The following is a 25836-nucleotide window of genomic DNA, read 5'->3' on the forward strand; positions in this document are numbered from 1 at the left end:
CCATAAGATCGATAACGGTCCGGCGGCGCCGAGCGCAAGCTAAGCTGCCGGATTAGACACTCCGGCACATTCCCCCGGCATGGTCGCGCTAACCTGGCATGAGGGGTACCCCTCGTGACAAAGACCGACGAGATCCAGCCGTCCGCAGCGGCAGGGAATGTGCAGTTCGCGGGAGCGTACTCCGGCGCAAATGCGGAGGAAATATCTGGCGAGGAAGGCCTATTACCTTCTTGCCGGCAATGCCCGCGACAGCTAGCCGAAACACTGCGTGAACACAGGTCGTATAAACTTCGCGCACAAGGCAGAGACTCCGCGATCCGTCGGACGTAGCCTGCGCAGGAACCCCCTCACCGCCGCACCGCTGACAGTGCCGTCCGCACCCGCCCAGCACCACCGTGTCTCCGACTGAGAGGCAACCCACCATGCCGCTGCATGTCCCCGCTGTACCCGCACCCGCCCTTCGGAGTGTCCTCGCCGCCCTGAGTTCGCCCACCGCCGTTCTGGAGGCGCGTACGCCGGCGCTCCGCTCGGCCGAGGGCCCGCTCATCCCCGAGCACCCGCTGCCGGTGCATGTCTTCGAGCCGGCCGCCTCGGGCCACGGGCTGCCGCACGCCCGGCTCACCGGCTGGCGCTTCAACATCCGCGCAGGCGACCGTGTCGCGGCAGCGGGCGAGACCGTCCGCACCCCGGACGGATGGGCGTTCTCGCACTTCTCGGAGGGCCCGTACCTGGCCTCCACCGAACGCGCCCTGCGGCAGGCGGAAGCCCTCTCGACCGCCTACCAGCCGCATCTGCTGTCCGTGCCCGGGCTGTACATGCTGGCGCTCTGGCTGCACAGCGACATCTCGGCCGAAGCCGGCTCCGCCCAGCCCGCCCCGGCCGATCTGCTGGTGCCGCTCGCACCGGCGCCGCCGGGGATCGCCGCCCACCGGCTGCACCGGCTGTCCGATCTGGTGCCCGTCCTCACGCTGCGACTGGCACCCGCATCTCTTCTGGGGTCTGCTGTCTGACGCGCTGCCGGACGGCGGGCGGACGCCCCCGTGACCCTTGGGTCACGGGGGCGTTGTCATGTGCGTACCGTGACGACGTAGCCCGGATCGGTCATCTGTACCACCCGGAAAGGCACACGCTGTGAGGGCAACCGCCCGGTCGGGTGACGCGCCCTCACCTAGCAGGAACAGCTCGCGCGAAATCCCTGCGGATTCCGCTCCGTGGGGCAACACTGGGACCGACCGAACGAACGGGGGCGGTTATGAACCAGGTATCAGGCCAATCCGACCGCACGACTCCTCTACAGCAGCGAAAGACACCTTCCATGTGCCAGCACCAGCCGCAGTGCCCCACCGCCGAGTGCTCCGACCGGGAGGCCGCCCTCATCGTGGCCCACCACCCGGAGCAGGGCTGGAGTCTGCTGTGCAACGGCGTCCTCCTCTTCGAGGACACCGGCGAGCTGCTGCCCGACGGGCAGATCATCGCCCCGCACCGGCCGCTGGGCAGCGAACAGATCGCCACGGCCGCCTGAAACCGCCGGACCCCGCCGACAGCAGCGGGGCCCGGACAGTATCCGCGGACGTCAGTAGCAGTAGGACGACCCCGACGCGGGTACTACGCGTCGTACTCGTCGAGCGGCGGGCACGAGCACACCAGGTTCCGGTCACCGAAGGCGCCGTCGATGCGCCGGACCGGCGGCCAGTACTTGTCCGCGGCCGACACGCCGGCCGGGAACACCGCCTCGTCGCGGGAGTACGGCCGGTTCCATTCCCCGCCCAGCGACGCCGCGGTGTGCGGGGCGTTGCGCAGCGGGTTGTCCTCCACCGGCCACTGACCGGAGCCGACCTTGTCGACCTCCCGGCGGATGGCGATCATCGCCTCGCAGAACCGGTCCAGCTCCGCCAGGTCCTCGCTCTCGGTCGGCTCGATCATCAGCGTGCCGGCCACCGGGAACGACATCGTGGGCGCGTGGAAGCCGTAGTCGATCAGGCGCTTGGCGATGTCGTCCACCGAGACGCCCGCCTCCTTGGTCAGCGGCCGCAGATCGATGATGCACTCGTGCGCGACCAGACCGTTCGGGCCCGTGTAGAGCACCGGGTAGTGCGGCTCCAGCCGCTTGGCCACGTAGTTCGCACCGAGCACCGCGACCTGGGTGGCGCGCCGCAGCCCCTCGCCGCCCATGAGGCGTACGTACGCCCAGGAGATCGGCAGGATGCCGGCCGAGCCCCACGGCGCCGCCGAGATCGGGCCGACGCCGGTGGCGGGCCCCGCGGTCGGCTGCAGCGGGTGGTTGGGCAGGTACGGAGCGAGGTGCGCGCGGACCGCGACCGGGCCGACACCGGGACCGCCGCCGCCGTGCGGGATGCAGAAGGTCTTGTGCAGGTTCAGGTGCGAGACGTCCGCGCCGAACTTGCCGGGCTTGGCCAGGCCGACCAGCGCGTTGAGGTTGGCGCCGTCCACGTACACCTGGCCGCCGGCCTCGTGCACCGTCGCGCAGATGTCGGTGATGTTCTCCTCGAACACACCGTGCGTGGACGGGTAGGTGACCATGAGGACGGCCAGCTCGGAACGGTGCTGCTCGATCTTGGCGTGCAGGTCCTCGACGTCCACGTCGCCGTCGTCGCGGGTCTTGACCACGACGACCTTCATGCCGGCCATCACGGCGCTCGCCGCGTTGGTGCCGTGCGCGGAGGACGGGATGAGACACACGGTGCGCTGTGTGTCGCCGTTGGCGCGGTGGTAGGCGCGCACCGCGAGCAGCCCGGCCAGCTCGCCCTGTGATCCGGCGTTGGGCTGGATGCTGACCTTGTCGTAGCCGGTGACCTCGGCGAGCTGGTCCTCCAGCTGGTGGATCAGCGTGAGGTAGCCCTCGGCCTGCTCCACCGGCGCGAAGGGGTGCAGCCCGGCGAACTCGGGCCAGGTGACCGGTTCCATCTCGGTGGTGGCGTTGAGCTTCATCGTGCACGAGCCCAGCGGGATCATGCCGCGGTCGAGCGCGTAGTCACGGTCCGAGAGCCGGCGCAGGTAGCGCAGCATCGCGGTCTCGGAACGGTGCTGGTGGAAGACCGGGTGCGCCAGGTACGTGTCATCGCGCAGCAGCCCGGCGGGCAGCGCGTCCGGAACGGCGGCGTCGAGCGCCTCGACGTCACCGGTCACCCCGAAGGCACCCCACACCGCGGTCAGCTGCTCACGGCCGGTGGTCTCGTCGCAGGAGATGCCGAGCAGGTCGGCGTCCCGCTCCCACAGGTTCACGCCCGCGGCGCGGGCGGCGGCGGCGACCTCGGCGGCGCGGCCGGGCACCCGGACGGTCACGGTGTCGAAGTACCCGTCGTGCACGACCTCGACGCCGCCGGCTCGCAGGCCCTCGGCCAGGATGGCGGCGTAGCGGTGGGTGCGCAGGGCGATCTGGGCCAGCCCGTCCGGGCCGTGGTAGACCGCGTACATGCCCGCCATGACGGCGAGCAGCACCTGGGCGGTGCAGATGTTGCTGGTGGCCTTCTCGCGGCGGATGTGCTGCTCACGGGTCTGCAGGGCCAGCCGGTACGCCTTGTTGCCGTCCGCGTCGACGGAGACACCGACGAGGCGGCCGGGCAGGCTGCGGGCGAACTTCTCACGGACGGCCATGTAGCCGGCGTGCGGGCCGCCGAAGGCCATCGGGACGCCGAAGCGCTGGGTGGTGCCCACCGCGATGTCCGCGCCGAGCTCACCGGGCGGGGTGAGCAGCGTCAGGGCGAGCAGGTCGGCGGAGACCGTGACGATCGCGCCCAGCTCGTGCGCCCGCTCGATGACCGGCTTGAGGTCGCGTACCGCGCCGGAGGCGCCGGGGTACTGCAGGAGCACACCGAAGACGCCGCGCTCGGCCACCTCGTCCGGGATGCCGTCGGTCAGGTCGGCGACCACGACCTCGACGCCGGTCGGCTCGGCGCGGGTCTGGATCACCGCGATCGTCTGCGGGAAGCAGTCCGCGTCGACCAGGAACACGCCCTGCTTCACCTTGCCGACCCGGCGGGCCAGCGACATGGCCTCGGCGGCGGCGGTGCCCTCGTCCAGGAGCGAGGCCCCGGAGGTCGGCAGCCCGGTGAGGTCGGCGACGACCGTCTGGAAGTTCAGCAGCGCCTCGAGCCGGCCCTGCGAGATCTCCGGCTGGTACGGCGTGTACGCCGTGTACCAGGCGGGGTTCTCCATCACATTGCGCAGGATGACGGGCGGGGTGAACGTCCCGTAGTAGCCCAGGCCGATCATCGGCGCCAGCACCTGGTTGCGGTCCGCGAGGTCACGCAGCTCGGCGAGTATCGCGGCCTCGGTGCGGCCGGCGGGCAGCCGCAGCGCCTCGACGCTCTTGATGGTGTCCGGCACGGCGGCGGCCGTGAGCTCGTCCAAGGAGCCGTAACCGACGTGAGCCAGCATCTTGGCCTGGGCACCGCCGTCGGGGCCGATGTGGCGCTGTTCGAACGGGATGCCGCTCTCGAGCTCGGAGAGTGGGATGCGGTGGGCAGTCATCTACGGAGGCCTCCTGGTCTGACACGACCTGCGAGGGGTGCCGCGGCGCGGGCACCCGAACGGCCTCCCCCTCTGTCATCACAACCTGAGAGCTTCACCGTGCTGCCTAAAGCACGACTTTCACCGTCGGTGAGGCCGGGTCCCGCGCATGAGTCATGCCCGGTGCCCGCCCTGCTTTCCAGAGTGACCTCATCCATGCGGTACCGGTTGCCTGAGAGATTCCGGGGAGGATTTGCTCCTTCGGCGCCCCCGACACGATCTCGGAGGACTCTCCCGCATGGGGTCTGCAGCCGCCATTCAGCCTACCAGCGGGGATGGGGGCGGATTCCTCGTGGATCCCTCGAGTCGACACCGTCCCCAATGTGGCCTTTGGTTGGTCTAGCAGAGCAGCACCGATCTGTTGGAGGGACCGTGCAGACCGATATTGATCCCCGCAGCCTGATCGGCCGCCGGGCCCTGGACAGCGACGGGGCGAAGATCGGCACGGTCGACGAGGTGTATCTCGACGACGCGACCGGACAGCCGGAGTGGGCCGCGGTACGCACCGGGCTGTTCAGCCGTGACGCGTTCGTACCGCTGGAGCCGAGCGAGGTGGTGGACGGGCAGCTGCGGGTCCCCTTCCCTAAGGCCCTCATCAAGGACGCCCCCGACTTCGGCGTCGGCCGCCATCTCTCCCCCGAGCAGGAGATCCAGCTCTACCACCACTACGGCATGGACGTCCCGTCCGCGGGGACCGAGGCCCCCAGCGCCGGAGACCACGACTTCGGCCGGCTGGCCGGCGAGGACTGAGCGACCGGAGACCATGTGCCCAGGTCAGGGCACCAGCGGCAGCGGTTCGGCCGCTTCCAGTTCCGGATCCTCCACGGCGAACGTCCGCACCCGGCCCGGTACGCAGTCCGTCGGCTCCTCGAAGCGCACGGTCACCCGTCCCACGCCGCTGCCCTGCACCCACCCGGCACCGAATTCCGTGTGCCGCACGTCCTGCCCCGGCATCCACCGCACGGCCCGCGCGGGCTCCGCCGGCGGCGCCGGCCGGCCCTCCGGATCCGCCGCCTCCCGCTCGGCCTGCTCCGCAGCGCGCACCGCGGCGGCCTCCGCCACGAGCTCGGCCTCCAGCTCGGCGGCCTGGGCGAACAGGTCCTCCTGTGTGAAGTCGGCGAGCCCGGTGACGCCCACACCCAGCAGCCGGACCCCGTTGGCCGTGTCGACGGGGTCCAGCAGCCGCCGCGCGGTCTCCCGCACCACTCCGGGGTCGTCCGTGGGCGCCCGCAGGGTCTCGGACCGGGTCAGGGTGCTGAAGTCGTAGCTCCGTACCTTGATCACCACCGTCCGGCCCGATCGCCCGGCCTCCCGCAGCCGCCGCACACAGCGGTCCGCGAGCCGGTCGAGCTCCGAGCGCACCCGGAACCGGTCGGTGAGGTCCACGTCGAAGGTGTCCTCCACCGAGACGGACTTCGCGTCCCGGTCCGCGACCACGGGCCGGCTGTCCAGGCCCAGGGCCATCGCGTAGAGCGAGGCGCCGTGCGCCTTGCCGAGCAACTGCACCAGCTCGGACTCCCCGGCCAGCGCCACCTCGCCGACCGTGCCGATCCCGGCGCGGCGCAGATGCTCACCGGTCGCGGGCCCGACGCCCGGCAGGACCCGGACCGGCATCGGGTCCAGCAGCGCCCGCTCGGTGCCGGGCTCGACCACCACCAGGCCGTTCGGCTTGCCCTGCTCGGAGGCGATCTTGGCCAGCAGTTTGGAGCCCGCGAGCCCCACCGAGGCCGTCAGCCCCGTGGCGGCCCTGATCCGCGCCCGTACCCGCTCCGCCACCTCACGAGGGGCCTCGGTCGTCCCGCCCGCCTCCAGGTCCACGAAGGCCTCGTCCAGGCTGAGTGGCTCCACCAGCGGCGACAGCTCCCCGAGGATCCCCATCACGGTCTCGCTGACCCGCCGGTACAGGTCGAAGCGGGGAATGAGGTAGGCGGCATTGGGGGCCAGCCGCCGTGCGTGCGCCATGGCCATCGCCGAATGGACGCCGTGGACACGTGCCTCGTAGGACGCGGTCGCGACGACGCCGCGCGGTCCGAGACCGCCGACCACGACCGGCTTGCCCCGCAGGCTCGGCTTGGAGGCCTGTTCCACCGCGGCGTAGAACGCGTCCATGTCCAGGTGCAGGATCGTCGGAGCGGTTCTCACGTCACCGATGCTCCCGCACGGCACTGACATTCACCGTACGGCCGTACGGCGAACGGTTCACCCCACGCGGTTGCGGCGCCGTGCCAGCTCGTCGGAGGGGTTGTGGCCGGCCAGCGTCTCACCGGTGTCCACCCGCTCGCCGTGCAGCTGCGAGAGGGAGCTCTCGACGTCCCGCCACACCACTCCGACGGCGATCCCGAAGACGCCCTGGCCGCCCTGGAGCAGGTCGACGACCTCATCGGGCGAGGTGCACTCGTACACGGTGGCGCCGTCGCTCATCAGGGTCATCCGGGTGAGCTCGGCGGGTGCGGTGGTGCGCAGGTGGCGTACGGCGGTGCGGATGTTCTGGAGGGAGACCCCGGTGTCCAGCAGCCGCTTGACGATCTTGAGGACGACCACGTCCCGGAACCCGTAGAGGCGCTGCGCGCCTGTTCCGTAGGCCGCCCGGACGCTCGGCTCGACCAGGCCCGTACGCGCCCAGTAGTCCAGCTGGCGGTAGGTGATGCCGGTCGCCGCGCACGCCGTCGGCCCCCGGTAGCCCACCGTCTCGGTCTCGGGCTCCGCCGCGCCGGCCACCGCACCGCCGGCCGGTGCGGGCTGCCGGGCCAAGGCCCCACGGGTGGGATACGGGCCGCCCGTGGCCATACCGTCGCCGGTGCTTCTCACGCCGCCCTCCGTCCCTTCGCGTCCCGGTCGGCACGTGCACGTGCCAACGGGACTTTCCATCTCGACGGTAGGCAGTCACTCGGGGTGCGTCAACGATCGCCACACTCGGCACGCCGAGTGATATCAACCCCAAGAGTGGTTTCGCGTGCCCCCGAACGGGGAACGGCTAGCCGGATGGGCCAAAAAAGCCCGCTACTGGTTGCTCGTGCCGAAGTCCTCCGGCGAGATCTGGTCCAGGAATTCGCGGAACTTCTCGACCTCGTCCTCCTGCTCGTCCGGGATGGCGATCCCCGCGTCGTCCAGCACTCCGTCGCTGCCGTAGATCGGCGTTCCGGTGCGCAGGGCCAGCGCTATGGCGTCGGACGGGCGGGCGCTGACCTCGACACCGCTGGCGAAGACCAGCTCGGCGTAGAAGACACCCTCGCGCAGATCGGTGATCCGCACTTCGGTGAGCGTCTGTCCGACCGCTTCGAGCACGTCCTTGAACAAATCATGGGTCAGCGGGCGAGCAGGCGTCATGCCCTGCTGCGCGAAGGCGATGGCCGTGGCTTCCCCAGGCCCGATCCAGATGGGTAGATACCGGTCGCCTCCCACTTCGCGCAGGAGCACGATCGGTTGATTGGAGGGCATTTCGACCCGGACACCCACGACGTCGAGCTCGTTCACACAGTAACCCTAGGACGTGCCCGGCCGGTTTGGGTAGTCGAGCATCCCGCACGGCGGACTTGACAGGTATCGCACAGCTTCTCAGAAGAGCCGCAGGCGAAGGGCGGACTGGACCATGGCGGCGTGCAGACGGACCGACAGCGCGGCCAGTTCCCGGGCGGTCGTCTCGGCGTGTGTCCGGGTCTGCGGGTTGCGGTGCCGCCGCAGCGGGGCGACCACCTGCTCCACCAGGCCGACCTCCCGGTCGGCCGCGGCCTTCACCGCGCGCAGATGGCGCGGTTCGAGCCCGAAGCGGCCCAGGTCGACGATCAGCTTCCCGATGTTCACCGCTTCGGCGTCGTAACCGCCGTCACGGCCGGCTTCCACCAGGCCGTAGGACTCCCACTGGTCGAGGTCGGCCGGCTCCGCGCCGGTGGCGGCCAGCAGTGCCTCCCGACCGATCCGCAGCTCGCCGGAGCCTTCGGTGGCCGCCGTGCCGTCCGCGAGCTCCCGTGCCTCGCCCGGCCCCGGCAGCGGAATCTGCTCACCCCGGTCGAGCGCGTCCAGATGCTCCCGGATCACGCGCAGCGGCAGATAGTGGTCCCGCTGCATCCGCAGCACATGGCCCAGCCGCTCCACATCGCGCATCGCGAACTTCCGATAGCCCGAAGGAGTGCGCTGGGGCTCCACCAGGCCCTCCGCCTCCAGGAAACGGATCTTGGAGATGGTGACCTCGGGGAACTCGTCCTGCAGGTGGGTCAGCACGGCCCCGATGCTGAGCAGCCGGCCGTCCGCGGTGGCGGTGCCGTTTCCGGCACCGCCTGACGGTGTTCTAAGCATGGGCCTTCCCTGAGGGTCCCCCCGGACGGAGTCCAGGGGATTCAGATGCCGCCCTGGCTCGCGTAGAAGACCAGTCGGTACTTACCGATCTGGACTTCGTCGCCATTGGCCAGGGACACGGAGTCGATCCGCTCCCGGTTGACATACGTGCCGTTGAGGCTGCCCACGTCCGAGACCGTGAAGCCACCGTCGGCAGCCCGGCGGAACTCCACGTGGCGGCGCGAGACGGTGACGTCGTCCAGGAAGATGTCGCTCTGCGGGTGACGGCCGGCCGTGGTCAGTTCGCCGTCCAGGAGGAAGCGGCTGCCCGAGTTCGGGCCGCGGCGCACCACCAGCAGGGCGGAACCGATCGGCAGCGCGTCCACGGCCGCCTGGGCCTCCGGGGACAGCGACGGCGTCACGATCTGACCGGTCGCCTCGGCCTCGTAGGCCTCCAGCCCCGAGATCGAGATCGTGGACGTGGTCTCCGACGGCCGTTCGGACGGAGCCCCGGCACGCAGCGGCGCACCACAGTTGGAGCAGAAGCGGCTCGCCTCCGCGTTGGTGTGCCCGCACCTCGTGCATACCGGCAAGGCCGTCATGGACTGAGCCTCCTGCCGCGGATCGCCCGCGGGGACGTTCGAAGCGTACGGAGCGGAGGGAAACCCTCCACCCGTACTTGAGGTTGATGGTTCTCCGAAACCTATGCGGCCGGACGCGGCAGGGTCAACAGACGCCACACCTTGTCCGCCCGAAATGTCGCCGTAGGCCCCGGCGGGCTCGTCGCGGAACAGCGGCCGCCCCTCGGCCGCGCCGTCCTCCTGCCCGTGGCGCGGGGCACGATGACGCGCGGTAGCGGGATCACCGGCCTGCTTGGCCTGCCGCGCGCTCTTGCCGAACAACTTCCCAAACAACTTCACGGGCGATTCCCCTTGACCGAAACAGACCCGCCCGTGGGGCAGGACGAACCCTCGCTACACACAGTTTCCAACACGGACCACCCCGACGAAGTTCCGACCCCCCGCGTCACTGTGATGACGACCGAGCGTAGTCAGGCTGCTTCGATGGCCGCAAGGCGTCCACGACGATCTTCTCAGAACGGACGACATCCGCCGTGGCCTGCTCCTTCTTCAAAGTCTGCACCACTCCACCAGGAATATTGAGCGCCGGCTCCAGGTCCTGCGGATTTCCGATGACTTTGAACCGGTAGGGCTGGACGACTTTGTGGCCGTCGATCTCGATGCCGTCGGAACCCTGGGTGAAGTATGTGTCGGCCACGACCCGTACATCGTTGATCTGGATCGCCTCGGCCCCGGCCGCTCGCAGCTCCTGCAGGGTGTCCAGCAGCTTGTCGGCCTCCAGGCCGCCCTTGGGGTCCGCGATCGTCAGATTGATGCCGGGGCCCTGCGCGGCGACCGTACCGGCGAGCACACCGAGCTGCTGCGCCTTCTGCTCGGTCTGCTTACGGGCCTCCTCGGCCTGGTTGGAGCTGGTCTCCAGTTCGGAGCGCTGGGTCTCCAGCCGGCGCTTCTCGTCCTGGAGCCGCTGCGTGCGGTTGTCGAGCTCGGTCAGGATGCGCACCAGGTCCTCCTGACGGGCGCCCCGCAGGGCCCCGCTGTCACTGGTGGAGCGCACCTGGATGGCCAGCCCGAGACCCAGCACGAACAGCAGCAGCGCGACGATGAGCTGCGCCCGGGACAGCCGCGGCGGCCACAGCCCCGCCAGCAGCCGCTGCCGGCCGGTCTCGCCGGGGGCCGGCTTGGCGGGCCCGGCGTCCAATGCCGGGGCGGCAGGCACCTCGGGCGGCAGGGTCTTCCCGGGCCGCGCGGGCGCGTCGTCCGGCTCGGGGGCACCGGAGTGCCCCGGGGTCTCGGCGCGCTCCGGTGCTCCGGCGCTCTCGGGGACGCCGTCGCTCTCGGGCGTCACGGCGCGCTCGGGGAGTTCTTCGTCGCTCATACGGCGGTCACGCCCGGAAGACGTGGCGGCGGATGGCAGCCGCGTTGGAGAAGATCCGGATGCCCAGGACCACGACCACACCCGTGGACAGCTGCGCGCCGACACCGAGCTTGTCCCCGAGGAACACGATCAGCGCGGCCACCACCACGTTGGAGAGGAAGGAGACGACGAACACCTTGTCGTCGAAGATCCCGTCGAGCATCGCCCGCAGACCGCCGAAGACGGCGTCGAGCGCGGCGACCACGGCGATCGGGAGATAGGGCTCGACCACTGTCGGCACGACGGGGCGGACCACGAGTCCGACCACGACTCCCACGACGAGGCCCAGTACGGCGATCACTTCGTACCCTTCCCTGTTCTGGCGGCGTCCGCCTTCGTGTTGCCGGGCACCGGCTTGGCGTAGCGCACGATCAGACTGGGGGCGGCCGGCAACCGCACCTCGTCCTCCGCGGAGATGCTCGCGCGAATCCCGTAGCTCTGCTGCAGTACGTGCAGATACTGCCCGTCCGCGCTCTCCTGGAAGGCCGTGCTGAGCCGCTGGCCGTCCCCGATCGCCAGCACCGTGTACGGAGGCGCCAGCGGCTTGTTGTCGACCAGTATGGCGTCACCGGCGGCACGAATCGCCGACAGCGCCGTCAGACGCTGGCCGTTGACGGAGATCGCCTCGGCTCCCGACGCCCACAGCCCGTTGACGATCCGCTGCATGTCACGGTCGCGCACCCGGCCGGTGTCGGAGAATCCGTTGCTCTCCCGCGGCCCGCCGCCGTTCCCCGTCGACGCCTCCTTGGCGTCGTCGACGACCAGCTTCACCCCCGGACCCTTGACGGGCGTGGCGCCCGCCTCCAGCGCCACCAGGGCGGTACTGCCGACGCCCTGGTCGCCCAGGGCCGCGCGCTGCTTCGCGTCGACCTCGTCGCGCAGCTGGTCCACGTTCTTCTGCAGAGCGTCCGCGGAGCTCGTGCCGGACTGGATGCGCTCGATCAGCTTCTGGCGTTCCAGCGCCACCGTGGGCGCCGCGACATTCGCCTGCGCGGCCCCGAGCGTGACGACCAGCGCCGCCAGCACCAGCCCCACGGCGAACCCCAGCTTGGCCCGCAGCGTGGTGGGCAGCCGTGAGCTGCCCACCACGCCACGACGCTCCGCCGCCTCCGCGTAGCCGTCGTCGAGGCTGTGATCCATCACGTTGGTCAGCAGCGACATCGAGGCGTCGGGGCGCCGTGGCGGGGCCTTCGGGCTGGGGCTGCTCCCATCCTGGTGCTGCTGCGGCATGCCGCACATCGTTGCACGTCGGGGCCGCTCCACTCGAACGGCCCCCTTACGGCGCGCCGTTCGGGCCCGGAATCAGCGACCCGCGCCCTCCACGATCGCCGACCACTCGTCGAGCAGCTCCTGGGCGGACGCGTCGTCCGGCCCTTCCGCCCACAAATGGGTGACCGCTTCCGCGGGGTCGGGCAGGACCATCACCCAGCGGCCGTCGGGCTCCACGACGCGGACGCCGTCGGTGGTGTCCACCGACCGGTCGCCCGCGGCCTCGACCACGCTCCGCATCACGAGCCCCTTGACCGCCCACGGTGTCGCCACATCGCGGCGCAGCACATGGGCGCGCGGGATCCGGGCGTCGATCTGGCTGAGCGTGAGCTGGGTACGGGCCACCAGGCCGATCAGCCGCACGAACGCCGCCGACCCGTCGAAGACGCTGCTGAACTCGGGGATGATGAAGCCGCCCCGGCCGTCGCCGCCGAAGATCGTGCTCTCCGCCCGGCCGACCCGTGTGAGGTCGTCCGGCGACGTCGTCGTCCACGCCACCTGCGTGCCGTGGTACGCCGCCACCTGCTCGGCGATACGGGTCGTGGTGACCGGCAGTCCCACCCGTCCGCTGCGCCGTTCGGCCGCGACCAGGTCCAGCATCACCAGCAGCGCCCGGTCGTCCTCGACGATCCTGCCGCGCTCGTCCACCAGCGACAGCCGCTCACCGACCGGGTCGAACCGGACACCGAAGGCGGCGCGCGCCGAGGCGACGATCTCGCCCAGCCGCACCAGCCCGGACCGGCGCTCGTCCGCGGTCTCCGTCGGCCGGGCCTCGTTCAGCCCGGGGTTGATGGTGAACGCGTCGACGCCCAGCCGTCCGAGCAGGCTCGGCAGCACCAGCCCCGCGCTGCCGTTCGCCGCGTCCACGACGACCTTCATCCCCGACTCCGCGACACCCGAGGTGTCGACGGCCCGCAGCAGCGAACCGGTGTAGGAGTCGAAAACGCTCGACGGGAAGCGCAGGTCCCCGATCTCACCGGGGAACGCACGCCGGTACTCCTGGCGGGCGAAGACCCGGTCCAGCTTGCGCTGACCGCCCGCCGACAGGTCCGCGCCGCGCTCGTCGAAGAACATGATGTCGACGGAGTCCGGGGTGCCGGGGGTGGTCCGGATCATGATGCCGCCGGCGCTGCCGCGCGCCGTCTGCTGCCTGGCCACCGGCAGCGGGACGTTCTCCAGGTCCCGGACGTCGATGGCGCTGGTCTGCAGGGCCGAGATCACCGCGCGCTTCAGCGCTCGCGCACCACGGGAGTGGTCGCGGGCCGTGGTGACCGTGGACCCCTTCTTCAGCGTGGTGGCGTAGGCACCGGCCAGCCGGACGACCAGTTCCGGGGTGATCTCCACGTTCAGGATTCCCGAGACACCGCGCGCACCGAACAGATGCGCCTGGCCCCGCGATTCCCAGATGACCGACGTGTTGACGAACGCGCCGGCCTCGATGGTCTTGAACGGATAGACGCGGACGTTGCCCGCGATGATCGACTCCTCGCCGATCAGGCACTCATCGCCGATCACGGCACCGTCGTCGATCCGCGCCGCCCGCATGATGTCGGTGTTCTTGCCGACCACACAGCCGCGCAGGTTCGTTCCCTGACCGACGTAGACGTTGTCGTGAATCACGGCCTTGTGCAGGAACGCCCCGGACTTGACGACCACGTTCGAGCCGATGACCGTGTGCTCGCGGATCTCCGCTCCGGCCTCGACCTTCGCGTAGTCCCCGATGTACAGCGGACCGCGCAGTACCGCGTCGGGGCTGACCTCGGCACCTTCGGCCACCCAGACGCCCGGTGAGATCTCGAAGCCGTCGAGATCCACATCGACCTTGCCCTCGAGGACGTCCGCCTGCGCCTTGATGTAGCTCTCGTGCGTGCCGACGTCTTCCCAGTAGCCCTCGGCGATGAAGCCGTAGACCGGCTTGCCTTCCTTCATCAACTGCGGGAAGACATCGCTCGACCAGTCGACGGACGTGTCGGCGGCCACGTAGTCGAAGACCTCGGGCTCCATGACGTAGATGCCCGTATTGACGGTGTCGGAGAAGACCTGGCCCCAGGTCGGCTTCTCCAGGAAGCGCTCGACCTTGCCCTCTTCGTCCACGATCGTGATGCCGAACTCCAGCGGGTTGGGCACCCGCGTCAGGCATACGGTGACAAGTGCGCCCTTTTCCTTGTGGAATTCGATGAGCTCGGTGAGGTCGAAGTCCGTGAGCGCATCGCCCGAAATCACAAGGAAGGAGTCGTCCTTGAGCGCCTCTTCGGCGTTCTTCACACTCCCGGCTGTCCCGAGTGGCTTTTCCTCATTGGCGTAGGTGAGCTCCATGCCAAGTTCTTCGCCGTCCCCGAAGTAATTCTTGACGAGGGATGCGAGGAACTGCACGGTCACCACGGTCTCGGTGAGACCGTGCCGCTTGAGCAGCGTCAGCACGTGCTGCATGATCGGCCGGTTCGCAACCGGCAGCAGGGGCTTGGGCATACTCGAGGTCATTGGGCGAAGGCGCGTGCCTTCACCGCCGGCCATCACGACGGCCTTCATGTCGGAAAAGTCCTCCTTGCGGCTCAATCAGCCGTGGCGTCCATCCGCACAAGTCTGCGGACCTGCACTACATAGAGGATCCCTGCCCACCAGTACAGAGTTGTACCCCATCCGGCGAACGCCCATCCGCAAATTGCGGCCAGCGTGGCGAGCCATCCGCTGCCATCACTCAGCAACAACAGCGGGAAGGCGTACATCAGGTTGAAGGTGGCTGCCTTGCCCACGAAGTTCACCTGCGGCGGCCCGTATCCGTGCCGCCGGAGGATCAGGAGCATTACCCCCATCATCACCTCCCTGGCCAACAGGAGCAACGGCAGCCACAAGGGGAGGATGTCCCTCCAGGTGAGCCCGATCAGGGTGGACAGTACGAACAGCCGGTCCGCGGCCGGGTCGAGGAGCCGGCCGAGATTGCTGACCTGGTTCCACCGCCGCGCGAGCTTGCCGTCCAGATAGTCGCTGATGCCGCTGAGCGCGAGCACCAGCAGAGCCCAGCCGTCGGCCTTCGGACCGCCGAACTCCGGCCACAGGATCAGCCACAGGAACACCGGAACGCCCACCAGGCGAGCCATACTCAGGATGTTGGGGATCGTGAAGATCCGATCCGTTTGCACCCGTGTCTCCTGGACCTCCACCGGGGGCCCCTCCTGTATGTACGTGCCGATGATTCCACCCGACCCTACCCCAGACGACAAAAAGGCCTGGCCTCGGATCGAAGATCCGAGGCCAGGCCTCGTAATAATTGTTCGGCGGCGTCCTACTCTCCCACAGGGTCCCCCCTGCAGTACCATCGGCGCTGAAAGGCTTAGCTTCCGGGTTCGGAATGTAACCGGGCGTTTCCCTAACGCTATGACCACCGAAACACTATGAAGTTAACCAACCGGGTATTATCACGGTTCGTTACTTCAGAACTACACAGTGGACGCGAAGCAAAAATAGTTAGACAAGCCCTCGGCCTATTAGTACCAGTCAGCTCCACCCGTTACCGGGCTTCCACATCTGGCCTATCAACCCAGTCGTCTACTGGGAGCCTTAACCCCTCAAAGGGGGTGGGAATACTCATCTCGAAGCAGGCTTCCCGCTTAGATGCTTTCAGCGGTTATCCTTTCCGAACGTAGCCAACCAGCCATGCCCTTGGCAGGACAACTGGCACACCAGAGGTTCGTCCGTCCCGGTCCTCTCGTACTAGGGACAGCCCTTCTCAATATTCCTACGCGCGCAGCGGATAGGGACCGAACTGTCTCACGACGTTCTAAACCCAGCTCGCGTACCGCTTTAATGGGCGAACAGCCCAACCCTTGGGACCGACTCCAGCCCCAGGATGCGACGAGCCGACATCGAGGTGCCAAACCATCCCGTCGATATGGACTCTTGGGGAAGATCAGCCTGTTATCCCCGGGGTACCTTTTATCCGTTGAGCGACGGCGCTTCCACAAGCCACCGCCGGATCACTAGTCCCGACTTTCGTCCCTGCTCGACCCGTCAGTCTCACAGTCAAGCTCCCTTGTGCACTTACACTCAACACCTGATTGCCAACCAGGCTGAGGGAACCTTTGGGCGCCTCCGTTACTCTTTAGGAGGCAACCGCCCCAGTTAAACTACCCACCAGACACTGTCCCTGATCCGGATCACGGACCGAGGTTAGACATCCAGCACGACCAGAGTGGTATTTCAACGACGACTCCACAACAGCTGGCGCTGCCGCTTCAAAGTCTCCCACCTATCCTACACAAGCCGAACCGAACACCAATATCAAGCTATAGTAAAGGTCCCGGGGTCTTTCCGTCCTGCTGCGCGAAACGAGCATCTTTACTCGTAGTGCAATTTCACCGGGCCTATGGTTGAGACAGTCGAGAAGTCGTTACGCCATTCGTGCAGGTCGGAACTTACCCGACAAGGAATTTCGCTACCTTAGGATGGTTATAGTTACCACCGCCGTTTACTGGCGCTTAAGTTCTCAGCTTCGCCACACCGAAATGTGACTAACCGGTCCCCTTAACGTTCCAGCACCGGGCAGGCGTCAGTCCGTATACATCGCCTTACGGCTTCGCACGGACCTGTGTTTTTAGTAAACAGTCGCTTCTCGCTGGTCTCTGCGGCCACCCCCAGCTCAGGGAGCAAGTCCCCTCACCAGTTGTGGCCCCCCTTCTCCCGAAGTTACGGGGGCATTTTGCCGAGTTCCTTAACCATAGTTCACCCGAACGCCTCGGTATTCTCTACCTGACCACCTGAGTCGGTTTAGGGTACGGGCCGCCATGAAACTCGCTAGAGGCTTTTCTCGACAGCATAGGATCATCCACTTCACCACAATCGGCTCGGCATCAGGTCTCAGACTATATGTCGCGCGGATTTGCCTACGCAACGCCCTACACCCTTACCCCGGGACAACCACCGCCCGGGCTGGACTACCTTCCTGCGTCACCCCATCGCTTACCTACTACCACCTTGGACCGGCGGCTCCACCACTCCCCTTTGCCCGAAGGCTCCAGGACGGCTTCACGGCCTTAGCATCAGAGGGTTCGATACTGGGCGTTTCAAAGCGGGTACCGGAATATCAACCGGTTGTCCATCGACTACGCCTGTCGGCCTCGCCTTAGGTCCCGACTTACCCTGGGCAGATCAGCTTGACCCAGGAACCCTTAGTCAATCGGCGCACACGTTTCCCACGTGTGTATCGCTACTCATGCCTGCATTCTCACTCGTGTACCGTCCACGACTGGCTTCCGCCGCCGCTTCACCCGGCACACGACGCTCCCCTACCCATCCCCGCACCCGTTAGGGCTTCACACGGGAATGACACGACTTCGGCGGTACGCTTGAGCCCCGCTACATTGTCGGCGCGGAATCACTTGACCAGTGAGCTATTACGCACTCTTTCAAGGATGGCTGCTTCTAAGCCAACCTCCTGGTTGTCTCTGCGACTCCACATCCTTTCCCACTTAGCGTACGCTTAGGGGCCTTAGTCGATGCTCTGGGCTGTTTCCCTCTCGACCATGGAGCTTATCCCCCACAGTCTCACTGCCGCGCTCTCACTTACCGGCATTCGGAGTTTGGCTAAGGTCAGTAACCCGGTAGGGCCCATCGCCTATCCAGTGCTCTACCTCCGGCAAGAAACACGCGACGCTGCACCTAAATGCATTTCGGGGAGAACCAGCTATCACGGAGTTTGATTGGCCTTTCACCCCTAACCACAGGTCATCCCCCAGGTTTTCAACCCTGGTGGGTTCGGTCCTCCACGAAGTCTTACCTCCGCTTCAACCTGCCCATGGCTAGATCACTCCGCTTCGGGTCTTGGGCGCGCGACTCATTCGCCCTATTCGGACTCGCTTTCGCTACGGCTACCCCACACGGGTTAACCTCGCCACACACCGCAAACTCGCAGGCTCATTCTTCAAAAGGCACGCAGTCACGACTGTGCATGCAAGCATGCACAGCGACGCTCCCACGGCTTGTAGGCACACGGTTTCAGGTACTATTTCACTCCGCTCCCGCGGTACTTTTCACCATTCCCTCACGGTACTATCCGCTATCGGTCACCAGGGAATATTTAGGCTTAGCGGGTGGTCCCGCCAGATTCACACGGGATTTCTCGGGCCCCGTGCTACTTGGGTGTCGCACAAGCAAGCCGTACAGATTTCAGCTACGGGGGTCTTACCCTCTACGCCGGACCTTTCGCATGTCCTTCGCCTATCCATACGGTTTCTGACTCGCCCAACAGTCGGCAGACTGCTGAAGTGCGATCCCACAACCCCGCATACGCAACCCCTGCCGGGTATCACACGCATACGGTTTGGCCTCATCCGGTTTCGCTCGCCACTACTCCCGGAATCACGGTTGTTTTCTCTTCCTGCGGGTACTGAGATGTTTCACTTCCCCGCGTTCCCTCCACATACCCTATGTGTTCAGGTATGGGTGACAGCCCATGACGACTGCCGGGTTTCCCCATTCGGACACCCCCGGATCACAGCTCAGTTGACAGCTCCCCGGGGCCTATCGCGGCCTCTCGCGTCCTTCATCGGTTCCTGGTGCCAAGGCATCCACCGTGCGCCCTTAAAAACTTGCCTTACAGATGCTCGCGTCCACTATGTAGTTCTCAAGCAACGAACCCTCCCCCACTCCGCTTCGATCAACTCGAAGGTTCATGAGGCCGGCGTCGAGAGGGGACTTTCGTTCCCTCAGGACCCAACAGCGTGCCCGGTACGGTCAACTCGTTCTGATTTCCACGCCGAAGCAGTACTGACAGAACAAACAAACCGTGCCGAATAGTCAACGTTCCACCCATGAGCAACCACCGCCGAACAGATGCCGGCGTAATGGCCCTGGACCGCTTTCGCAGCCAGAATGCTCCTTAGAAAGGAGGTGATCCAGCCGCACCTTCCGGTACGGCTACCTTGTTACGACTTCGTCCCAATCGCCAGTCCCACCTTCGACGACTCCCTCCCTTGCGGGTTGGGCCATCGGCTTCGGGTGTTACCGACTTTCGTGACGTGACGGGCGGTGTGTACAAGGCCCGGGAACGTATTCACCGCAGCAATGCTGATCTGCGATTACTAGCAACTCCGACTTCATGGGGTCGAGTTGCAGACCCCAATCCGAACTGAGGCCGGCTTTTTGAGATTCGCTCCACCTTGCGGTATCGCAGCTCATTGTACCGACCATTGTAGCACGTGTGCAGCCCAAGACATAAGGGGCATGATGACTTGACGTCGTCCCCACCTTCCTCCGAGTTGACCCCGGCGGTCTCCTGTGAGTCCCCATCACCCCGAAGGGCATGCTGGCAACACAGAACAGGGGTTGCGCTCGTTGCGGGACTTAACCCAACATCTCACGACACGAGCTGACGACAGCCATGCACCACCTGTACACCGACCACAAGGGGGGCCGTATCTCTACGGCTTTCCGGTGTATGTCAAGCCTTGGTAAGGTTCTTCGCGTTGCGTCGAATTAAGCCACATGCTCCGCTGCTTGTGCGGGCCCCCGTCAATTCCTTTGAGTTTTAGCCTTGCGGCCGTACTCCCCAGGCGGGGAACTTAATGCGTTAGCTGCGGCACCGACGACGTGGAATGTCGCCAACACCTAGTTCCCAACGTTTACGGCGTGGACTACCAGGGTATCTAATCCTGTTCGCTCCCCACGCTTTCGCTCCTCAGCGTCAGTAATGGCCCAGAGATCCGCCTTCGCCACCGGTGTTCCTCCTGATATCTGCGCATTTCACCGCTACACCAGGAATTCCGATCTCCCCTACCACACTCTAGTCTGCCCGTATCGAATGCAGACCCGGGGTTAAGCCCCGGGCTTTCACATCCGACGTGACAGACCGCCTACGAGCTCTTTACGCCCAATAATTCCGGACAACGCTCGCACCCTACGTATTACCGCGGCTGCTGGCACGTAGTTAGCCGGTGCTTCTTCTGCAGGTACCGTCACTTGCGCTTCTTCCCTGCTGAAAGAGGTTTACAACCCGAAGGCCGTCATCCCTCACGCGGCGTCGCTGCATCAGGCTTTCGCCCATTGTGCAATATTCCCCACTGCTGCCTCCCGTAGGAGTCTGGGCCGTGTCTCAGTCCCAGTGTGGCCGGTCGCCCTCTCAGGCCGGCTACCCGTCGTCGCCTTGGTAGGCCATTACCCCACCAACAAGCTGATAGGCCGCGGGCTCATCCTTCACCGCCGGAGCTTTTAACCCACCCCCAGGAGGAGGAGAGTGTTATCCGGTATTAGACCCCGTTTCCAGGGCTTGTCCCAGAGTGAAGGGCAGATTGCCCACGTGTTACTCACCCGTTCGCCACTAATCCACCCCGAAGGGCTTCATCGTTCGACTTGCATGTGTTAAGCACGCCGCCAGCGTTCGTCCTGAGCCAGGATCAAACTCTCCGTGAATGTCTCCACGCAAGAGCGGCACCACCGGCCGGAATAAGGCCCGTGGTGCACAGCGTCCTCGCTGTGTAATTGCCTCCCACCAGATCCCGTCCCGAAGGACCGGAGGGCGGAAGGACTTCTTCAAAGGAACCACCAAACGAAACCCGAATGGGTTCCGCCCGGGGTGTTTTAAGTCTGGCGTTGACTTTTGGCACGCTGTTGAGTTCTCAAGGAACGGACGCTTCCTTTGGTGCCGTCACCGGCGCCCTCCGGGCTTCCCTTCGTGTTTCCGACTCTATCAGACGCTTTCACGCCCGATTCCCGGTCAGCGGGAGTACTGCAGATCCTGCATTGTGTTGCTTTAGCGTTTCTGCCTTTCGGCTTTCCCGCTGCACCCGACTTTACCAGAAGGTTTCTGTCGGATTTCCCGGCCAATTCGAGTCTGCCCTGGAAACACACGTTTCCGCGGCACTCGTCGAGGCGGTTGTGCCAAGGTACTGGACGCCCTCGCCCCGTGCAAATCGGCTACGAGGGTCCTTCGGCCCTCGGATCGGGTCCGGTGAAGATGCCACACTGAGTGGTCGGGATCGATCACCCGATGGTCGGATCCGCTCGGGCGGAATCCTTACTTCACATGACTTAGGCTGCTCAAGCGGCATCGCCGTCCGGTGACAGGTGGTGACGGCGTCTTTGAGCTCCGCATCTAGGAGGCTTCCCCATGACGATCGTTTCGTCCCCCCTGGCCGGACGTGCCATCGGGCTCGCGGCTGTGCCCGACCCGGTGTTCTCCGGCGCGATGGTGGGCCCCGGCACCGCCATTGACCCCGTGCGCGAGCCTTCGGCCGCGGTCTCCCCCGTCGACGGCATCATCGTCTCCCTGCACCCGCACGCGTTCGTCGTCGTGGACGACGAGGGACACGGCGTACTGACGCACCTGGGCATCGACACCGTTCAGCTCAATGGGGACGGATTCGAGCTGCTCGTCGCGAAGGGCGACACCGTGCAGCGTGGACAAGAGGTCATCCGCTGGAACCCGGCCGCGGTCGAGGCCGCGGGCAAGTCGCCGGTGTGCCCCGTCGTGGCACTCGAGGCGACCGCCGAGGCGCTCAGCGATGTGGCCGTCGAGGGCGACGTCAAGGCCGGTGCCCCGCTCTTCGTCTGGCAGTAGTTCCCCCGCGTAACCGCTGTACCCCAGGGGGCGTCAACGAGGACGTCGGAAGAATCTGAGCGACGGCATCGATCGTCGCAGTGACCGGAGACAGGTGAGATGGAGACAACGCTGCGAGGCGTCGGTGTCAGCCACGGTGTGGCGATCGGCGAGGTACGGCACATGGGTACCGCTGTTCTGGAGCCCCCGGCCAAGCAGATCCCGGCGGAGGAGGCTCCGCGTGAGCAGGGCCGTGCCCGGCAGGCCGTCGAGGCCGTGGCAGCCGACCTGATCGCGCGTGGGAACCTGGCCGGCGGTGAGGCCCAGCACGTGCTGGAGGCCCAGGCCATGATGGCCCAGGACCCGGAGCTGATGGCCGACGTCGAGCGCCGGATCGCGGTGGGCAGTTCCGCCGAGCGCGCCGTCTACGACGCTTTCGCCTCCTACCGTGCGCTGCTGGCCAACGCGGGTGAGTACCTGGCCGGCCGGGTGGCCGACCTGGACGACGTCCGCAACCGCATCGTGGCCCGGCTGCTCGGCGTCCCGATGCCGGGTGTGCCGGACAGCGACGAGCCGTATGTACTGATCGCCCGGGACCTGGCACCCGCGGACACCGCGCTGCTCGACCCGACGCTGGTCCTCGGCTTCGTCACCGAAGAGGGCGGCCCGACCAGCCACAGCGCGATCCTGGCGCGTGCCCTGGGAGTGCCGGCCGTGGTGGCCATGCCCGGCGCGGGTGAGATCGCCGAAGGCACCGTCATCGCGGTGGACGGCAGCACCGGTGAGCTCTTCGTCAACCCGAGCGCCGAGAAGCGCGCGGAGCTGGAAGAGGCCGCCGCCGCACGCAAGGCCTCGCTGTCGGCGACCTCTGGTCCCGGCGCCACCTCCGACGGTCACAAGGTTCCGCTGCTCGCCAACGTGGGCGGTCCCGGCGATGTTCCCGCGGCGCTGGAGGCGGGCGCCGAGGGTGTGGGCCTGTTCCGCACCGAGTTCCTCTTCCTCGATGACTCCGCGAAGGCGCCGTCGGAGGAGAAGCAGATCGAGGCGTACCGCAAGGTCCTCGAAGCGTTCCCCGAGGGCCGGGTGGTCGTGCGCGTGCTCGACGCGGGCGCCGACAAGCCGTTGGACTTCCTCACCCCCGCGGACGAGCCGAACCCGGCGCTGGGCGTGCGGGGTCTGCGGTCGCTGCTGGAGCACCCCGACGTGCTGCAGACACAGCTGCGGGCGCTGGCCAAGGCTGTTGAGGGCCTGCCGGTGTATCTCGAGGTCATGGCACCGATGGTGGCCGACCGTATCGACGCCAAGGCGTTCGCCGACGCGTGCCGCGAGGCCGGTCTGCGGGCGAAGTTCGGCGCGATGGTCGAGATTCCCTCGGCGGCGCTGCGGGCCCGGTCCATCCTCCAGGAGGTCGAGTTCCTGTCGCTGGGCACCAACGACCTGGCGCAGTACACCTTCGCCGCCGACCGGCAGGTCGGCGCGGTCTCCCGGCTGCAGGACCCCTGGCAGCCAGCGCTGCTCGACCTGGTGGCGGCGGCGGCCGACGCGGCCAAGGCCGAGGGCAAGAGCTGTGGTGTCTGCGGCGAGGCGGCGGCCGACCCGCTGCTGGCCTGTGTGCTCACCGGTCTGGGTGTGACGAGCCTGTCCATGGGTGCGGCGTCCATTCCTTATGTACGCGCCACGCTCGCGAAGTACACGCTGGCGCAGTGCGAGCGGGCGGCGGCTGCCGCCCGGGCGACCGACACCGCTGACGAGGCGCGCCGCGCGGCGCAGGCGGTGCTGTCCGGCGAGTGATCGCCGGCGCGTGTGGTTGAGGTAGGTCCGAGGGGCGTTCCACCGGTTTCCGGTGGAACGCCCCTCGCTCGTCGGGGTGCGCGTCAGTCGCGCGGCGCCTGCCGCAGCGGCAGGCCGGGCCGGTACGTGACGCCCGGTTCCGGCGGTACCGGTTCGCCGGTTTCGGCGTCGGTGCAGTAGGCGTTGAAGACCTCCGCCTCGGTGAGCGGTTGCGGCCAGCCGTCGCGCAGGGACCAGCCGCGTACCTCGTCCCGTCCGTCGGCGCCGGTGGACCGGACGACGATGCCGCCGGGGCTGTCGCTGACGGCGGCCGCGGCGAGGACCGTGCAGAACACCAGGGCGTCGGCCTCCGCGAAGTGGATCCGGCCCGATTCGGCGCGCTCCGCGGTGAGGACGGCGAGCAGTGGGGTGCCGTCCAGCGGAACGCTGCAGACGACGTGGTGGATGCCGGTGCCGGCGGTTTCGATGAGCCCTGTCAGCGCCCGGGAGGCTCGTTCGAAGGCGATGCTCGCGCGTTCGCGGCCGCCGTCGGTGCGGCTTTCCGCCGCGGTGAGGACCTCGGTGGCGCGGTCCCAGGCCATCTGCCGGTCGGCCTCGTGGCCAAGCTGTGCGAGGAGTTGACGCACCGGCTGCCCGCTGTACGGGACGCCGGGGCCGCCCGCGGTGATGTCGGCGGTGTAGCGGGCGCGGGTGGCGGGGGTGTCCGGGTCCTGGCCGGTGTCGGCGCAGTACTCCGCGTACTCCCCGGGATCGAAGAGGGTGACGGTGACGAACAGCCCCTGGGAGAGCAGCGAGCGCAGCAGGCCGTCCATCTGCCGCAGATACTCGGGGTGGTCCTCGCAGGGGAAGCCGCGGTAGCGGCGCATCACGGCGAAATCCCGTTCACCGGCGAGCAGCGCGACGATGACGGGAGCTTCACGGCGCAGGGCGCGCCGCTGGCTCACCCGGCGCGGAACAACACCCCGTGAGCGGTCCTCTGCGCGGTCCCGTGAACGCTCCGGCCGGCGACCGCCCGAGCTGTCCCGTGAACGGCCGCTCGTCCGGCCGCTGTTCCTGTTCCGCTTCCCGTTCCTGGTGTGTGCCATGGCTCCCCCTCGGCGTGACGATCAATTGTCACTCACTGTAATCGGAGACACTGACAATCCGGACGGGTTCGTCACCGGCCGTGTGGAGTCGAGGCGCCGCAGCACCATGCGCTTCTGCAGGAACGCGGTGCCGGCGAGGGCCGTGCCGAGGCCGAGCCAGCCGAGCGGCCCCGCCGCGATGACCGCCGTCGTCATGATCAGCGGTCCCGCGGCGCGTTCGGCGGACTGGGCCAGTCCGTGCACCCCGACGTACGCGCCCTGCGCGTCGTCCGGGGCGAGGGCCACGGACAGTTCCCACGAGACCGTGGCCTGGTACATCTCCACGAAGGTGAAGGCGACCGCGGCGACGAGCATCGCGGCGATGGCCGCCCAGCGGTCGTCGACGACGGAGGCGGCCACGGCGGCTCCGCCGAGGAAGTAGCAGGCGGCGACGTGGCGCAGGGTCCTGGCGGCGAGGTGCGGGGTGTGGCCGTGGCGGGAGAGCCGGACCTGGAAGAGCACCACGACGACGGTGTTGATGACGAAGAGCAGGGCGGCGAGCCCGTGCGGCGCGGTGGTGGCGCTGATGATCCACAGCGGCATGCCGACGCGCAGTACGGAGCCGTCGAGGAAGAGCAGGGCGTCGGTGGCGGCGTAGCCGAGGTATCCGCGGTCGCGCCATGGGCTGGCGGGCGCTGCCGCGGGGCGGGCGGCTGCGGGCGGGCACTTGGTGGCGGACGAGGCCACCGTCCGGGTGGCGGACGGGGGTTCGGCGCAGCGGGCGACGAGTACGGCGACGACGCAGAAGGACAGGCCGTCGGCGAGCAGGAGGCCGCGGTAGACGGTGGCGCTGCCGAAGGCGAGGCCGACCGAGGCGCCGAGGCCGCCGAGGGTGTAGCCGACGTTGACGACGGTGCGCTGGACCGCCTGGTAGCGGGACCGGTCGGGGCCGGCGACGCGGGCGGCGTAGAGCTTGGTGAGCACGGAGGCGGAGCGTTCGCCGAAGCTGCCGAGTGCCACCAGGGGCAGCAGTTGCCAGAAGCCGTGGGCGGCGAGCATCAGCAGGCCGGAGGCGGCGCGCAGCAGTTGGACGGCGAGCAGCAGCCGGGTGAGGCGGAAGCGGTCGGCGAGCCGGCCGGCGACGGGTGAGCCGGCGATGCCGACGGCGCCGGCCAGTCCCATCAGCAGACCGATCCGGCTCGCGCTGAGGTCCGCGACGACCAGGAAGTACAGCGCCGTGACACTCAGCCAGAGACCGGACCCGGTCTTGTCCACGAAGTTGATCCAGAGCATCCGGCGGCCGTCGGGCCCTCCCGGAATCCGCGCCGCCATCCCTGTCCCCGTCCCCGGTCGCTTCCGCACCCGTTCCCCCTTGACTCCGTCTTT

At 67.6% G+C, this 25836-nt stretch carries 18 protein-coding genes, 3 rRNA genes and 1 riboswitch; of the genes, 5 read left to right on the forward strand and 16 right to left on the reverse strand.

Annotated features, from left to right (window positions below):
* The first annotated feature begins 422 nt into the window (after window positions 1-422).
* Window positions 423-1010: a hypothetical protein gene (locus C8250_RS08080; RefSeq protein WP_138357388.1), complete on the forward strand. Its 588-nt coding sequence runs from the start codon at window positions 423-425 to the stop codon at window positions 1008-1010.
* Window positions 1011-1315: 305 nt separating this feature from the next.
* Window positions 1316-1522, forward strand: coding sequence for a DUF5999 family protein (locus C8250_RS08085; RefSeq protein ID WP_138357389.1), 207 nt, complete (start codon window positions 1316-1318; stop codon window positions 1520-1522).
* 83 nt (window positions 1523-1605) lie between these two features.
* On the opposite strand, the gene gcvP is transcribed toward C8250_RS08085, so the two are convergent.
* Window positions 1606-4491, reverse strand: a complete 2886-nt coding sequence (gcvP, locus tag C8250_RS08090; RefSeq protein WP_138357390.1) for an aminomethyl-transferring glycine dehydrogenase — start codon at window positions 4489-4491, stop codon at window positions 1606-1608.
* 188 nt (window positions 4492-4679) lie between these two features.
* Window positions 4680-4777: riboswitch (glycine riboswitch) on the reverse strand.
* Window positions 4778-4902: 125 nt separating this feature from the next.
* On the opposite strand from gcvP, the gene C8250_RS08095 reads away from it, so the two are divergent.
* Complete coding sequence (locus tag C8250_RS08095; RefSeq protein ID WP_244809023.1) at window positions 4903-5280, forward strand: PRC-barrel domain-containing protein; 378 nt, start codon at window positions 4903-4905, stop codon at window positions 5278-5280.
* A 24-nt stretch (window positions 5281-5304) separates the two neighbouring features.
* Here the strand turns inward: C8250_RS08095 and C8250_RS08100 are convergent, their stop codons facing one another.
* The 13 genes from C8250_RS08100 to C8250_RS08160 form a co-directional block, all read right to left on the reverse strand.
* The gene (locus tag C8250_RS08100) at window positions 5305-6672 is read right to left on the reverse strand and encodes a DNA polymerase IV (protein WP_138357392.1); all 1368 of its coding nucleotides are present in this window, start codon (window positions 6670-6672) and stop codon (window positions 5305-5307) included.
* Between the two features lie 57 nt (window positions 6673-6729).
* Entirely contained in the window at window positions 6730-7338 is a 609-nt protein-coding gene (locus C8250_RS08105; protein WP_138357393.1) for a MerR family transcriptional regulator, read from the reverse strand.
* 192 nt (window positions 7339-7530) lie between these two features.
* The gene (locus C8250_RS08110) at window positions 7531-8004 is read right to left on the reverse strand and encodes a bifunctional nuclease family protein (RefSeq protein ID WP_031518684.1); all 474 of its coding nucleotides are present in this window, start codon (window positions 8002-8004) and stop codon (window positions 7531-7533) included.
* Between the two features lie 81 nt (window positions 8005-8085).
* Window positions 8086-8823, reverse strand: a complete 738-nt coding sequence (locus C8250_RS08115; protein ID WP_138357394.1) for a MerR family transcriptional regulator — start codon at window positions 8821-8823, stop codon at window positions 8086-8088.
* A 41-nt stretch (window positions 8824-8864) separates the two neighbouring features.
* Complete coding sequence (locus C8250_RS08120) at window positions 8865-9764, reverse strand: FHA domain-containing protein (RefSeq protein ID WP_232485908.1); 900 nt, start codon at window positions 9762-9764, stop codon at window positions 8865-8867.
* 64 nt (window positions 9765-9828) lie between these two features.
* Entirely contained in the window at window positions 9829-10758 is a 930-nt protein-coding gene (locus C8250_RS08125) for a DUF881 domain-containing protein (RefSeq protein WP_138357396.1), read from the reverse strand.
* Window positions 10759-10765: 7 nt separating this feature from the next.
* Entirely contained in the window at window positions 10766-11098 is a 333-nt protein-coding gene (locus C8250_RS08130) for a small basic family protein (RefSeq protein ID WP_030364457.1), read from the reverse strand.
* On the reverse strand, window positions 11095-12036 hold the full coding sequence (locus C8250_RS08135) for a DUF881 domain-containing protein (RefSeq protein ID WP_138357397.1): 942 nt from the start codon (window positions 12034-12036) through the stop codon (window positions 11095-11097). The genes C8250_RS08130 and C8250_RS08135 overlap by 4 nt, the downstream gene beginning before the upstream one ends.
* A gap of 63 nt (window positions 12037-12099) precedes the next feature.
* Complete coding sequence (locus C8250_RS08140; RefSeq protein ID WP_138357398.1) at window positions 12100-14595, reverse strand: mannose-1-phosphate guanyltransferase; 2496 nt, start codon at window positions 14593-14595, stop codon at window positions 12100-12102.
* Window positions 14596-14618: 23 nt separating this feature from the next.
* Window positions 14619-15227, reverse strand: a complete 609-nt coding sequence (locus C8250_RS08145; protein WP_138357399.1) for a CDP-alcohol phosphatidyltransferase family protein — start codon at window positions 15225-15227, stop codon at window positions 14619-14621.
* Between the two features lie 109 nt (window positions 15228-15336).
* Window positions 15337-15453 (reverse strand): 5S ribosomal RNA (rrf, locus tag C8250_RS08150).
* A gap of 78 nt (window positions 15454-15531) precedes the next feature.
* Window positions 15532-18656 (reverse strand): 23S ribosomal RNA (locus C8250_RS08155).
* Window positions 18657-18944: 288 nt separating this feature from the next.
* Window positions 18945-20469, reverse strand: a 16S ribosomal RNA gene (locus C8250_RS08160).
* Together the 16S, 23S and 5S rRNA genes form the textbook arrangement of a ribosomal RNA operon.
* Window positions 20470-21166: 697 nt before the next feature.
* Between C8250_RS08160 and C8250_RS08165 the strand changes: the two genes are divergently transcribed.
* Together C8250_RS08165 and ptsP are read left to right on the forward strand one after the other, a co-directional pair.
* Window positions 21167-21616 (forward strand): PTS glucose transporter subunit IIA, encoded by a 450-nt coding sequence (locus tag C8250_RS08165; RefSeq protein WP_138357805.1) that lies wholly within the window; start codon window positions 21167-21169, stop codon window positions 21614-21616.
* A 99-nt stretch (window positions 21617-21715) separates the two neighbouring features.
* The gene (ptsP, locus tag C8250_RS08170) at window positions 21716-23386 is read left to right on the forward strand and encodes a phosphoenolpyruvate--protein phosphotransferase (RefSeq protein ID WP_138357804.1); all 1671 of its coding nucleotides are present in this window, start codon (window positions 21716-21718) and stop codon (window positions 23384-23386) included.
* Between the two features lie 83 nt (window positions 23387-23469).
* Here ptsP and C8250_RS08175 read toward each other — a convergent pair whose 3' ends face one another.
* Both C8250_RS08175 and C8250_RS08180 read right to left on the reverse strand, forming a co-directional pair.
* Window positions 23470-24330 (reverse strand): hypothetical protein, encoded by an 861-nt coding sequence (locus C8250_RS08175; protein WP_138357803.1) that lies wholly within the window; start codon window positions 24328-24330, stop codon window positions 23470-23472.
* Window positions 24331-24492: 162 nt separating this feature from the next.
* Window positions 24493-25743, reverse strand: a complete 1251-nt coding sequence (locus tag C8250_RS08180; RefSeq protein ID WP_138357802.1) for an MFS transporter — start codon at window positions 25741-25743, stop codon at window positions 24493-24495.
* Window positions 25744-25836: the final 93 nt, after the last annotated feature.

It is taken from the genome of Streptomyces sp. So13.3, from assembly GCF_005860785.2.
Classification (GTDB): Bacteria; Actinomycetota; Actinomycetes; order Streptomycetales; family Streptomycetaceae; genus Actinacidiphila; species Actinacidiphila fildesensis.

Excerpts from the sequence above, each read along its gene's own strand:
- C8250_RS08080 (WP_138357388.1), top strand. The coding sequence starts at position 423 with ATGCCGCTGCATGTCCCCGCTGTACCCGCACCCGCCCTTCGGAGTGTC.
- C8250_RS08085 (WP_138357389.1), top strand. The coding sequence starts at position 1,316 with ATGTGCCAGCACCAGCCGCAGTGCCCCACCGCCGAGTGCTCCGACCGG.
- gcvP (WP_138357390.1), bottom strand. The coding sequence starts at position 4,491 with ATGACTGCCCACCGCATCCCACTCTCCGAGCTCGAGAGCGGCATCCCG.
- C8250_RS08115 (WP_138357394.1), bottom strand. The coding sequence starts at position 8,823 with ATGCTTAGAACACCGTCAGGCGGTGCCGGAAACGGCACCGCCACCGCG.
- C8250_RS08125 (WP_138357396.1), bottom strand. The coding sequence starts at position 10,758 with ATGAGCGACGAAGAACTCCCCGAGCGCGCCGTGACGCCCGAGAGCGAC.
- C8250_RS08135 (WP_138357397.1), bottom strand. The coding sequence starts at position 12,036 with ATGTGCGGCATGCCGCAGCAGCACCAGGATGGGAGCAGCCCCAGCCCG.
- C8250_RS08140 (WP_138357398.1), bottom strand. The coding sequence starts at position 14,595 with ATGAAGGCCGTCGTGATGGCCGGCGGTGAAGGCACGCGCCTTCGCCCA.
- C8250_RS08165 (WP_138357805.1), top strand. The coding sequence starts at position 21,167 with ATGACGATCGTTTCGTCCCCCCTGGCCGGACGTGCCATCGGGCTCGCG.
- ptsP (WP_138357804.1), top strand. The coding sequence starts at position 21,716 with ATGGAGACAACGCTGCGAGGCGTCGGTGTCAGCCACGGTGTGGCGATC.
- C8250_RS08180 (WP_138357802.1), bottom strand. The coding sequence starts at position 25,743 with ATGCTCTGGATCAACTTCGTGGACAAGACCGGGTCCGGTCTCTGGCTG.